This window comes from Pseudomonas sp. E6002 (genome assembly GCF_013385565.1).
Classification (GTDB): Bacteria; Pseudomonadota; Gammaproteobacteria; order Pseudomonadales; family Pseudomonadaceae; genus Aquipseudomonas.
In genome coordinates, this window is record NZ_JACAPT010000036.1 from 130656 (window position 1) to 142800 (window position 12145).

10 protein-coding genes are annotated in these 12145 nt (G+C 62.2%); 4 read left to right on the plus strand and 6 right to left on the minus strand.

All coding sequences use genetic code 11. The annotated features are described in order from the left end of the window. Positions 1-25 precede the first annotated feature (25 nt). The 5 genes from HX815_RS26885 to HX815_RS26905 all read right to left on the minus strand — a co-directional run bounded on the left by HX815_RS26885 (position 26) and on the right by HX815_RS26905 (position 5035). A complete protein-coding gene (locus HX815_RS26885) occupies positions 26-1336 on the minus strand; it encodes an MFS transporter (RefSeq protein ID WP_010169608.1) in 1311 nt (436 codons plus the stop codon). Between the two features lie 223 nt (positions 1337-1559). Further along, positions 1560-2192: an N-carbamoylsarcosine amidohydrolase gene (locus HX815_RS26890; protein ID WP_003215327.1), complete on the minus strand. Its 633-nt coding sequence runs from the start codon at positions 2190-2192 to the stop codon at positions 1560-1562. A gap of 139 nt (positions 2193-2331) precedes the next feature. Further along, positions 2332-3084, minus strand: a complete 753-nt coding sequence (locus HX815_RS26895; RefSeq protein WP_177029178.1) for an Asp/Glu racemase — start codon at positions 3082-3084, stop codon at positions 2332-2334. A gap of 11 nt (positions 3085-3095) precedes the next feature. Next, a complete protein-coding gene (locus HX815_RS26900) occupies positions 3096-3905 on the minus strand; it encodes an alpha/beta fold hydrolase (RefSeq protein WP_177022551.1) in 810 nt (269 codons plus the stop codon). Further along, positions 3902-5035, minus strand: a complete 1134-nt coding sequence (locus HX815_RS26905) for an FAD-dependent monooxygenase (protein WP_003215332.1) — start codon at positions 5033-5035, stop codon at positions 3902-3904. Before HX815_RS26905 ends, HX815_RS26900 begins: the two co-directional genes overlap by 4 nt. Positions 5036-5343: 308 nt before the next feature. Here HX815_RS26905 and HX815_RS26910 point away from each other — a divergent pair, with 308 nt between their 5' ends. The 4 genes from HX815_RS26910 to HX815_RS26925 all read left to right on the plus strand — a co-directional run bounded on the left by HX815_RS26910 (position 5344) and on the right by HX815_RS26925 (position 11306). Beyond that, positions 5344-6396 (plus strand): 2,5-dihydroxypyridine 5,6-dioxygenase, encoded by a 1053-nt coding sequence (locus HX815_RS26910; RefSeq protein ID WP_003215335.1) that lies wholly within the window; start codon positions 5344-5346, stop codon positions 6394-6396. A 189-nt stretch (positions 6397-6585) separates the two neighbouring features. Further along, positions 6586-7020 carry a MarR family winged helix-turn-helix transcriptional regulator gene (locus tag HX815_RS26915; RefSeq protein ID WP_003215338.1) on the plus strand — a complete coding sequence of 145 codons (435 nt, stop codon included), beginning with the start codon at positions 6586-6588 and terminating at the stop codon, positions 7018-7020. 256 nt (positions 7021-7276) lie between these two features. Continuing rightward, positions 7277-7753 carry a (2Fe-2S)-binding protein gene (locus tag HX815_RS26920; RefSeq protein ID WP_087692683.1) on the plus strand — a complete coding sequence of 159 codons (477 nt, stop codon included), beginning with the start codon at positions 7277-7279 and terminating at the stop codon, positions 7751-7753. Between the two features lie 16 nt (positions 7754-7769). Then, entirely contained in the window at positions 7770-11306 is a 3537-nt protein-coding gene (locus HX815_RS26925; RefSeq protein ID WP_177029179.1) for a molybdopterin cofactor-binding domain-containing protein, read from the plus strand. A 121-nt stretch (positions 11307-11427) separates the two neighbouring features. On the opposite strand, the gene HX815_RS26930 is transcribed toward HX815_RS26925, so the two are convergent. After that, on the minus strand, positions 11428-12084 hold the full coding sequence (locus tag HX815_RS26930; protein ID WP_003215344.1) for a TetR/AcrR family transcriptional regulator: 657 nt from the start codon (positions 12082-12084) through the stop codon (positions 11428-11430). Between the last annotated feature and the right edge of the window lie 61 nt (positions 12085-12145).

Consider the following 12145-nt stretch of genomic DNA (forward strand, 5'->3'; position numbering starts at 1 on the left):
AGACTCACCCGAAAAATTGTTGTTGTTAGCGGTTTACCAGCTTCGCCGGCAAGGCGATCACCAGGAAGCTGCTGAGAATCAGGCAGCCGGCAAAAAACCACAAGGCCCCTGCGCTGCTGCCGGTGACGTCAATCGCCACGCCCATCAACGAGTTGCTCACCAGGCCTGCGATGTTCGCCAGCGAGCAGGCCAGGGCAAAGCCGGTGGCCGCTGCGGTGCCTTTCAGGAAGGTCGCCGGCAGGCTGAAAAACACCGGCACCGCACCGATGATCGCCGCCGAGGCAATCGCAAACAGCGCCACGGTGGCGACCACGTTATGGGTGAAGAACGTACTGGTAGCCATCGCCGCCGCGCCGATGAAGAACGGCACGATGATGTGCCAGCGGCGTTCGCGATGTTTGTCGGAGCTGGCGCCGATCAGCAGCATGCCCAAGAGTGCCGCTACGCTGGGCAGGGCCGTGAGGATGCCGATGTGGAAGGTGTCGGTAATCCCGGCGTTGCGGATGAATGTGGGCATCCAGAACCCCATGGCATAGGCACTGAGCAGGATCGAGAAGTCGATACCGCCGAGCATCCACACCTTGAGGTTGAAGAAGCCGTCGCGGAAGCTGTGTTTGCTGCCGGCACCGTCGGCGTCGTCCTTGCGCAGTTCGCTTTCCAGCAGGGTTTTTTCTTCGGGCGACAGCCACTTGGCTTGCTGATAGGTATTGGGCAGCGCCCAGAAGGTCCACACACCGAGCAGCACGCTGGGCACCGCTTCGATCAGGAACAGCCACTGCCAGCCGCGCAGGCCGGCCATGTTGTCGAAGTGGCCCATGATCCAGCCCGACAACGGGCCGCCGATCACGCTGGACAGCGGCAGGCCGATCATGAACAGGGCGATGATCCGCCCCCGGCGATGGGTGGGAAACCAGGTGGTCAGGTAATACAGCACGCCCGGCAGAAACCCGGCTTCGGCCGCACCCAGCAGGAACCGCAGGATGTAGAACTGGGTGGTGGAGGTGACCAGCATGGTGCAGGCCGACAGCAGGCCCCAGGTGATCATGATGCGGGCGATCCAGATCTTCGCCCCGACCTTTTCCAGGATCAGGTTACTGGGGACTTCGAAGATGATATAGCCGACAAAGAACAGCCCGGCACCGAGGCCGAACGCGGTTTCGCTGAAGTGCAGCTGGTCGAGCATCTGCAGTTTGGCGAAGCCGATATTGATGCGGTCCAGGTAGGCCGCGAGGTAGCAGAAACACAGGAACGGAATCAGCTTCCAGGTGATCTTGTGGTAGAGCGTGTGGACCGGATCGGCGACCGTAGTCGCGGGCGCTGCATTCGCAATGGGCATTGGGGTGTCTCCTGGCGGTGACTTATGGTTTTTATACGGCCGCTTTTTCAGCACTTCGGAGTGCTGTGAAAGCGACTTCCAAAGGCAGTGACAGAAGACTGAGGTGGCCCTGTTGGAGGTGATCAAGTGTGGGAGCGGGCTTGCTCCCACATTCGACTGCATTCCAGCGTGGGCGCTCAGTTTTTTCCGGACCACGCTCTTTGTCGTGGTTCCTGTTGACGCGTTACTGCTCCTTGAACTTGCTCATCGCCTCCTGCTTGCTCACCACGTCGCCGTACTTGCTGTCGATATCGAACAAGTTGGCTTCATGGGGCGCCGGGTGGCGGTCGCCGACGCATTCGCGCACGACGATGGTACGAAACCCGTGTTGCACCGCATCCACTGCGGTGGCCCGGATGCAGCCGCTGGTGGAACAGCCGGCGAGCACCACGGTGTCGATGCCCTGGGCGTGCAGCATCGGGGCCAGGCTGCTGCCGAAAAACGCGCTGGCGTATTGTTTGGTGATGACCACTTCATTGGCCAGGGGCAGCACTTCGGTGCAGAAGGCGGCGAGGGGGTTACCCTCGACCATGTCTTTCATCACCGGGGCCTTTTTTACCCAGATACCGCCGTCGGCGAAATGGCCCGGATGGTAGCGGATATTGGTGTGCACCACGCTGATTCCGTGACGCCTGGCGCAGGCCAGCAGCTCGACGCTTTCGGCCACGGCGATGCGCACTTCGGGGGCAAACAGTGGCGCGCCTTCGGTGGTATAGCCTTGCATGAAGTCGATCATCAGCAGGGCGGATTTTTTGCCGAAGCCGATTCGGTTACCCCAGACGCCCTGGTAGTTGGCGTCGGCGGATTGTTCGCTCATCTTTCAGTCCTCGGTAATGGACAGTGCACATAACCTTGTGGCGAGGGAGCTTGCTCCCGTTGGGCTGCGTAGCAGGCCTGTTTTTTTGGGGGCGCTTCGCACCCCAGCGGGAGCAAGCTCCCTCGCCACAAAAGCGTTTTTAGTAGGCGCCGGAGAGCAGGGCGCCGGCGCCGGGGACGATGGGTTCCAGCTCCAGGGCCTTGAGCATGGCGTAGGTGGTGGCGATGGCGGCGGTGAGTACCGGCAGGCCGGTCTGGGCTTCGACCTTCGCGACCACGGGCAGCGACTGCATTTGTACGCAGGCCGACAGTACGATTACGTCGACACCTTCCAGGTTCATCCCGGCAACAATCGCCGGCAGGTTGGCCGGGTCGTGGCGGGCCACTTCGAGGTTGTCGGGGATTTCCAGGGCGCGCCAGTCCACCACTTCAAAGCCTTCTTCGCGGATGTAGTTCACCACCAGTTCGGTCAGCGGTTTCATGTACGGCGCAACAATGGCGATGCGTTTGGCGCCCATGACTTTAAGGCCTTCGATCAGGGCGCCGGCGCTGGTGATCACCGGGGCGTTGGCGTCGTTGTCGGCGGTGGCCGTGCGCAGGCGTTGCTCGGACTTGCGGTGGTAACCCAGCCCCATGGCCATGATCGCTACCAGGCAGGCGTAGCCCAGCACGTCGACCTTGGCGTCGGACAGTTCGATGGCGCAACGGTCGGACTCACCGTCCATGGCCGCCAGTTCTTCCTTGCGCACTTGCTTCATGCGCATGCGGCTGGAGTGAAAGGTGAAACGTTCCGGGCGGATCGCCTGGCGCGCGTTAAGCATCGCCGGGATCTCGGTTTCCATGGTGGTGTTGGAGCTCGGCACGATCTGGCCGATGCGGTAAGGCTTGAGCATGGTGGTCTCCGTTATGCAGTCAGGGGCTGGCCGAGGAAGTCGCCGAAGGCAGCGAAAAAGCCTTCAAGGTCGTCCCAGGGGATCATGTGTCCTGCATTTGGCACATGGGCGACCTGTAGGGTCGGCTGTAACTGTCGGACTTCCGCGACATCTTCGGCCTGAATTACACCGCCGCGTCCGGCAACAATCAGCAGGGCAGGAGCCTCCAGGTGAGGCAGGTCCTGATGGAAATCGACGGTATGGAAGTCATTGAACGCACGCACGATCGCCGGCTCGTAGCAGGTGTGCAGCCATTCGGCGCGCAGTTGCAGTTGTTCGTCGGTCCAGGTGGCGCAGAAGGCGCGCATCGCCTCCGCATCCATGCCGACCTGGGATTGACGAATCGAATCGACGTACCACGGCAGTTTGCTTGGGTATTCGCGGCGACCCGGGCCGGACATCGGCGGGTCGATCAACACCATGCGGTTGACACCTTGTGGATGGCGCACCGCACTGCGTACGGCAAACCGCGCGCCCATGGAGTGGCCGACCAGGTGATAGCTGTCGAGCTTCAGGGCGTCGGCAAACGCGCCAATGTCATCGGCGCAGGTGTCGGCGCTGTAGTCCAGTTCCGGTCCGGTGGACGACAGGCCGCGACCGCGCACGTCCAGCACGTAGGTGTCGAAGTGCAAACCCAGGCGTTCGGCGACAAAACCCCAGGTAATCGCCGGGCTGGTGATACCGGGAATCAGGATCAGTGCCGGGCCCTTGCCGCCGTAACGTAGGTAATGCTGGCGGATACCATTGGCCTGGACGTTGCCGCCATAGAGAAAGCTGCTCACGCCGCCACCCCCGATTTCAGTTGCTGGGCGTAGAGGTCATAGCCGTAGACCCAGTCCGGATCTTCCTGGGTGCGCAGCCAGGTGTTGGCGTTGGACACGGCCTGCACCCGGGACGCGCGTTCCTTGCGGTTGGCTTCATACAGCTCGAACGCGGTGCGGTAGTCGCCGATCCCTGTTTCCTGCAGGCAGCGCGTCAGCATCGCGGCGTCTTCGATGGCCATGCCGGCGCCCTGAGCCATATGGGGTTTCATCGGGTGGCAGGCATCGCCCAGCAATACCAGGCGACCACGGCTCCACAACGGCAGCGGGTTGCGGTTGCGCAACGGCCATTTGGTCACGCTTTCGGTGGATTCGATCAGGGCCTGGACGGTCGGGTGGTAGCCCTTGAAGGCGTCGAACATCTCCTCCCGGCTGCTGTCGACGAAGGCGCCCTGGAAGTCCCATTCCGGGTGCGGCACGCCGGTGACGTAGTAGTACTCGTCGCGCTTGCCGGTGGTGTAGTAGACCATCATGTGCCGGTCCTCGGTCCACCACTTGATGCAGTCTTCGAACTTCAGGTCGTACTTGGCCAACTGGTCGCCACGGATCAGCGCACGGTGCGCGACCCAGCCGCTGTACAGCGGTTTTTCGGCACCCAGCAGCTCTTCACGAATGCGCGAGTTGATGCCGTCGGCACCGATCACGATGTCGGCGTAGGTTACCTCGCCGTCGGCGAAAGTCAGGCGCACCTGGGTATCGGTTTCTTCAAGGGTTTCCAGGCGCTTGTTGAAGTGCAGGGTGCCGGGCTTGAGGGTGGACATCTGCAGCGCGTGCAGATCGCCGCGATGCACGGTGATGTAGGACGCGCCGTAGCCAGTCAGGGGAATGCGTGACAGGTAGTCGCCGGTTTCACCATCGCGGCTGAACCAGTGCTCGGGGTGCGAACCCATCAGGTCCAGCTGTTTTTCGATGCCCATGCGGCGGAAGATTTTCATGATGTTGGGGCCCATGTGGATCCCGGCACCCAGGCGGGAAAACTCCGGCGCCTGCTCGTAGATGTCCACGTCGAACCCTGCCTGTTGCAGCAGGGTGGCAGCGGCGGCACCGCCAAGGCCGGCGCCGACGATTGCGATTTTTTGTGTGCTTCCCATGGGGCGTGGTCCTCTTTTTCGAATAATGGCCGGCGGCGTCTGTCCGCAAGGTTTTTAAAGTGTATACGCTCAATTTTTCAAATGAAAAGCCCACGCCTGAAAAATTGTTTTTTTGGCCATATCGATCCCCTGTAACCGGTTGTCTCCATATATAACTGGGCTTGTGTGGATTCGTAACGTTTTGGCGTGGCGCTTGCAGTCCATGATGAAATCAGTTCTTATCGTGATTAATTGGCGTATACGCTATAAAAACGCACTAGAGTGAAGCGCCCTGCAAGATCTTGGTGCAGCAGCTGAGGAGACAGGAAATGCCGGTAAGTGATTGCGAACTGACCCAGATGTTTGAGCATGTGTTGAAGCTCTCGAAGGTCGACCCGACCCAGAGCGTCGCCGTGCTCAAGAGCCATTACTCCGACCCGCGCACCGTGCGCGCCGCGATGGACGCTGCGCAGCGCCTGGGGGCCAAGGTGTATGCGGTGGAGTTGCCGTCGTTCAACCATCCCCGGGCGATGGGCAATGACATGACCGCCTACTGTGGCGACACTGCCCTGACCGGCAATATCGCGGCGCAGCGGGCGCTGGAAGCGGCAGACCTGATCGTCGACACCATGATGCTGTTGCACTCGCCGGAGCAGGAACAGATCCTCAAGACCGGCACGCGCATCCTGCTGGCGGTTGAACCCCCGGAAGTGCTGGCGCGCATGCTGCCGACCGAAGAGGACAAAGTGCGCGTGCTGGCCGCTGAAGAACTGCTGAAAAAAGCCCGCTCGATCCACGTCAAATCCCGCGCCGGCAGTGATTTCCGGGCGGCGCTGGGGCAATACCCGTCCGTCACCGAATACGGCTTTGCCGACGAACCGGGACGCTGGGACCACTGGCCGAGCGGCTTCCTGTTCTCCTGGCCCAATGAGGAAACTGCAGAGGGCGTGCTGGTGCTGGATATCGGCGACATCCTGCTGCCGTTCAAGACCTACACCCGGGAGAAAATCACCCTGGAGATCGAGAAGGGCTTCATCACCAGAATCCACGGTGGTTTCGAGGCCGAATACCTGCGCGACTACATGAAATACTTCAACGACCCCGAGGTATATGGCATCTCCCACATCGGCTGGGGCCTGCAGCCACGGGCGCAATGGACGGCCATGGGCCTGCACGACAAGAACGACGGCATGTGCATGGACGCCCGCGCGTTCTACGGCAACTTCCTGTTCTCCACCGGCCCGAACACCGAAGTCGGCGGCACCCGCAAGACGCCGTGCCACATGGACATCCCGCTGCGCAATTGCGACGTCTACCTCGATGATGAGGCCGTAGTCATCGCCGGCGACGTCGTAGCCCCCAAGGCCTCCCTGGCCCACTAAACATCCAATGTGGGAGCGGGCTTGCTCGCGAATGCGGTACGTCAGTCACACATGCGCCACCTGACACACCGCATTCGCGAGCAAGCCCGCTCCCACATTTCAACCGCGTTCCGGCAATGAGATCCTTGAGTCATTTCCACAACCCCGCCATCATGCCACCCCATCGACCACCGCCTTCCCGAGCCCGCCGTGCCTGATTCCTACGTTTTCTCCGAACAAGTCGGCCACCTGCTGCGCAAGGCCTACCAGCGTCACCTGGCGATCTTCCAGCAGAACGTCGGCGACTCCCAGCTCACCGCCGTGCAGTTCGTCACTCTGTGCGCCCTGCGCGATCACGGTGCAAGTTCGCTCACCGAACTGGTCAAGGCCACCGCCGTCGACCAGGCGACCATCCGTGGCATCGTCGAACGCCTCAAGGCCCGCGAACTGATCACCCTCGAACCCGACCCGCAGGACAAACGCAAAGTCGTGGTCAACCTATCCGACTCCGGCGCCGCCCTGGTGCAGCAAACCGTGCCCTGCGCCGCCACCATCACCGAACTGACCCTGAGCAACCTAAACCCCGCCGAACGCGTCGCCGTACTCTTCCTGCTACGTAAAATGATCGAAGACCCCCAAACCTGACCCCGATCCCCTGTGGTGAGGGAGCTTGCTCCCGCTGGACTGCGCAGCAGGCCCATCTTTTGGGGTCGCTTCGCAACCCAGCGGGAGCAAGCTCCCTCGCCACAGCTATTCATCCATCTTCTGGCACCGTTTTTGCTCTACGTTGATGTAGTAACCACTTCACCCGTCAAGTGTGTCGCGAGACCCCAGGTACGCGACGCTTTTTTTTGACTGTTTGATGTAGTGGACACTTCACCAAATCCAACGGGCGAAGCGAATGACCAGCCAGAACATCACGGTAACGCTTGAGGTCAACGGCCACACCAGCGAAGTCAGCGCAATGGCCGACACCCCGCTGTTGCTGATCCTGCGCAATGACCTGCAACTCAACGGCCCCAAATACGGCTGCGGCCTGGGGGAGTGCGGCGCCTGCACGGTGATCATCGACGGCGTGGCTGCACGCTCCTGCGTCTTCCCCCTGTCGGGTGCCGTGGGCCGCAACATCGTCACCCTCGAAGGCCTCGGCACCCGCCAGACCCCGCACCCGGTGCAGCAGGCCTTCATCGATGAACAGGCCGCCCAGTGCGGCTACTGCCTCAACGGCATGATCATGACCGCCAAGGCCTTGCTCGACCGCAATCCCAACCCCAGCGAAGCCGAGGTGCGCAGCGAACTGTCTGGCAACCTCTGCCGCTGTGGCACCCATATCGAAATCCTCCGCGCGGTGCTGCGTGCCGCCCGCCAAATGCCTTGAACGTGGATCGATGACCATGACTGACGCAATCCCTTCCCGTGACCAATGGCTGGCCAAGGCCGGCGTCCTGCTGATCGTCGACGATGTGCTGCCACCTTCGGGGCCGGTAGCCAAAGGCGGCACACCGACGGTCAAGCCCAAGGAACTGGGGCTGTTTATCGCAGTGAACGATGACGGGCTGGTGTACGCCTTCAACGGGCATGTGGACCTGGGCACCGGCATTCGCACCTCCCTGGCGCAGATCGTCGCTGAAGAACTGGACCTGACCATGGACCAGGTGCGCATGGTGCTGGGCGACACCGAGCGTGCGCCGAACCAGGGCGCGACCATTGCCAGCGCAACCTTGCAGATCTCCGCGATTCCGCTGCGCAATGCCGCCGCCGAAGCCCGGCGTTTCCTGCTGGCGCGGGCGGCGCAACGCTGGTCCGTAAATGCTCAAAGTCTCAAGGTCGACGCAGGCGTTATCCGCGGCGAAGACGGGCGCACCATCACTTATGGCGAACTGGTGACGGGCGAGCATGACCAACTGCGCATCAGCGGCGATGCACCGCTCAAGGCCACCGCTGATTACCGCCTGGTGGGCAAGGGCGCAGCCCGGGTGGATATCCCGGGCAAGGCCACCGGCGAACTGACGTACGTGCACGACATGCGCGTGCCGGACATGCTCCACGGTCGGGTGATCCGCCCACCGTATGCGGGCCTGGATTGCGGTGACTTTGTCGGCAACAGCCTGCTGAAGGTCGACGAGTCTTCCATCGCCCATATCCCGGGCATTGTTGCGGTGGTGGTGATCCGTGATTTTGTCGGCGTGGTGGCCTTGCGCGAAGAGCAGGCAATCAAGGCCGCCCAGGAACTGCAGGTGCACTGGAAACCCTGGAACCACCCACTGCCGGACATGAGCGATGTGGAGCAGGCAATCCGCGACAACCCGCGGGTACGCCGCACCGTGCTCGACCAGGGCAACGTCGACGCAGCCCTGGCCGCCGCCAGCCAGCGCATGCCGCGCACCTACCTGTGGCCATACCAGATGCACGGCTCCATCGGCCCGTCCTGTGGCGTGGCGGATTATCAGCCCGGTGGCAGCCGCATCTGGTCGGGCAGCCAGAACCCGCACCTGCTGCGGGCCGACCTGGCCTGGTTGCTGGAATGCCCGGAAGAGTCCATCGACGTGATTCGCATGGAGGCCGCCGGCTGCTACGGCCGCAACTGCGCCGATGATGTATGCGCCGACGCCTTGCTGCTGTCGCGTGCGGTGGGCAAGCCGGTGCGGGTGCAACTGACCCGCGAACAGGAGCACCTGTGGGAGCCCAAGGGCACCGCGCAATTGATGGATGTCGACGGCGGCCTGAACGCCGACGGCAGCATCGCCGCCTATGACTTTGAAACCAGCTACCCGTCCAACGGCGCGCCCACCCTGGCGCTGCTGTTGACCGGCCGGGTCGAGCCGGTGGCGGCGATGTTCGAGATGGGCGACCGCACCTCGATCCCGCCCTACGACATCGCGAACATGCGCGTCACCATCAACGACATGGCGCCGATCGTTCGCGCCTCGTGGATGCGCGGTGTGTCGGCGTTGCCCAACACCTTCGCCCATGAATCCTATATCGACGAACTGGCGTTTGCCGCCGGGGTTGATCCGGTGGAGTACCGCCTGCGTTACCTGAAGGACGAGCGCGCCATCGACCTGGTGAAATCCACCGCCGAACGCGCCAACTGGGCACCGCGCACCGCGCCGATGCAAACCGCGAATGAGGACCACCTGCTGCGTGGTCGGGGCTTTGCCTACGCGCGCTACATCCACAGCAAGTTTCCCGGCTTCGGCGCGGCGTGGGCGGCGTGGGTCGCGGACGTGGCCATCGACAAGCAGACCGGCGATGTCTCGGTGACGCGGGTGGTGATCGGGCATGACTCGGGGATGATGATCAACCCCGCAGGGGTGCAGCATCAGATCCACGGCAATGTGATCCAGTCCACCAGCCGTGTGCTCAAGGAACGCGTGACCTTTGAAGAGTCGACCGTGGCGAGCAAGGAGTGGGGCGGTTATCCGATCCTGACCTTCCCGGAAGTGCCGCAGATCGACGTACTGATGATGCCGCGCCAGGACCAGCCCCCGATGGGCGCCGGTGAGTCGGCCTCGGTGCCCAGCGCGGCGGCGATTGCCAATGCGATCTATGACGCCACCGGCATCCGTTTTCGCGAGCTGCCGATTACTCCCGAGCGGGTATTGGCGGCGCTGAATGCAGGCACCCTGGGCGAGCCGGCGAAGTCCCCGGAAAAGCGCCGCAAATGGTTGTTCGGCTCATTGTTCGCCGCCTTTGGCGCGGTGCTGGGCATGGCTGCTACCGCGTGGCCGTTTCACAGCGAAATTGCCCCGATTGCACCGCCCAGTGCAGGCACCTGGTCCAAGGCCACCCTGGAGCGTGGGCGCTTGCTGGCCGCCGTGGGGGATTGCGCGGTGTGCCACACGGCACCGGGCGGTGCCACCAATGCCGGCGGGCTGGCGATGCATACGCCGTTCGGCACCCTTTACAGCAGCAACATCACCCCGGATGAGAAAACCGGGATTGGCAACTGGTCCTACCCGGCGTTCGAGCGGGCGATGCGCGACGGCATTGGCCGCGACGGGCGCAACCTGTACCCGGCGTTTCCCTATACGGCGTTTCGCAATATCAACGATGCCGACATGCAGGCGCTGTATGCCTACCTGATGTCCCAGGCGCCGGTGAGCCAGGCACCGGTGCCGAACGCGATGAAGTTTCCGTTCAATATCCGGCCGTTGATGGCCGGCTGGAATGCGCTGTTCCTGCGCCGTGGGGAAATCAGCGTGCAGCCCCGGCGCAGCGAGCAATGGAATCGTGGCGCTTACCTGGTCAACGGTTTGGGGCACTGCGCGGCGTGCCATTCGCCGCGCAACCTGATGGGGGCGGAGAAGGGCGGCAATGCGTTCCTCGCGGGCGGCAGGGTGGACGGTTGGGAAGCGCCGGCCTTGAATGGCTTGTCCAAGGCGCCGACGCCGTGGACCGAAGACCAATTGTTCAGCTACCTGAGCACTGGTTATTCCGATGCCCATGGCGTGGCAACGGGGCCGATGGGACCGGTCGTGACTGAACTGGCGAAACTGCCCAAGACCGACATCCGCGCGATGGCGGTATACCTGGCTTCGCTGAACGACAGCGGCGCCGCCGAAGCGCAGGTGGTGGCAGCTGCGACGGTGCCCAATGCCAATGGGCGACGGGTATTCGAAGGTTCATGCAAGGCCTGCCATGCCGACGGACAGGGCCCGAAGCTGTTCGGCGTCAGCCCGTCACTGGCGACCAATACCAATGTGCACAGCGATCAACCGGACAACCTGATCAAGGTGATTTTGCAAGGGATCAGCACTCCGGCGACCAAGGATCTGGGTTACATGCCGGCGTTCAAGGACAGTTTGTCGAACACCCAAGTGGCGGAGTTGGCCGCCTACCTGCGCGGGCGCTTCGCACCCCATGCACCGCAGTGGGAAGGCCTGGAGCAAACCGTGGCACACCTGCGAGCCAATCCCGGTACCCATTGATTCACACGGTCAAAAAATGTGGGAGCGGGCTTGCTCGCGAAAGCGGTTCGTCAGTCGCCAAATATATTGACTGATACACCGCATTCGCGAGCAAGCCCGCTCCCACATTTAGATCCAGGTTCTACCGTTGGATGGGCGGTGTCACGCATACCCCGCGCAACACCAGATCACTGATAAACCCCAGCCAATCCCGCTGCTGGGTCTTATCCGCCAAATCCTCCCCCAAAAACGAACTCAGCGTGTGCTGGTTGGAGTTATAGAAGTAGCACAACGAAGCAATCATCAAGTACACATGCTTGATGTCCACATCTTCACGAAACAGCCCTTGGGCCTGGCCCGCCTCAATGATCGGCCGCAACACCCCAACCGCCTCCCCGGACAACCGCCGCAGTTCACCCGACTGCTTCGCATGCTTGCCCTGGTGCAGGTTCTCGATGCTCAGGATCGCCACAAACTCGGGATGCTTGACGTAGTAATTCCAGATAAACCCCACCAGCGCCTGCAACGCTTGCACCGGTGCAGTCAGGTCGAGCTTGAGCTTGCTTTCGGCCTTGTTGAACTGTTCATAGGTGTGCTCCAGCACACACACAAACAGGTGCTCCTTGCTGCCGAAGTAGTAATACAACATGCGGTCGTTGGAGTCGGCCTCGCGGGAAATGCTTTCCACACGCCCGCCGGAATAGCCGTCGCGGGTGAAGACCTTGACCGCCGCCTGGAGAATCCGCGCGCGGGTCTGGTCGGCTTGCTGGGCGCGGATACCGGTCTTCTTGATCACCATCGAAAAGCCTCTGCTGCGCGGCGTAAAGGCCCGGAATATAGCATGGGTATTATTCCGTTAC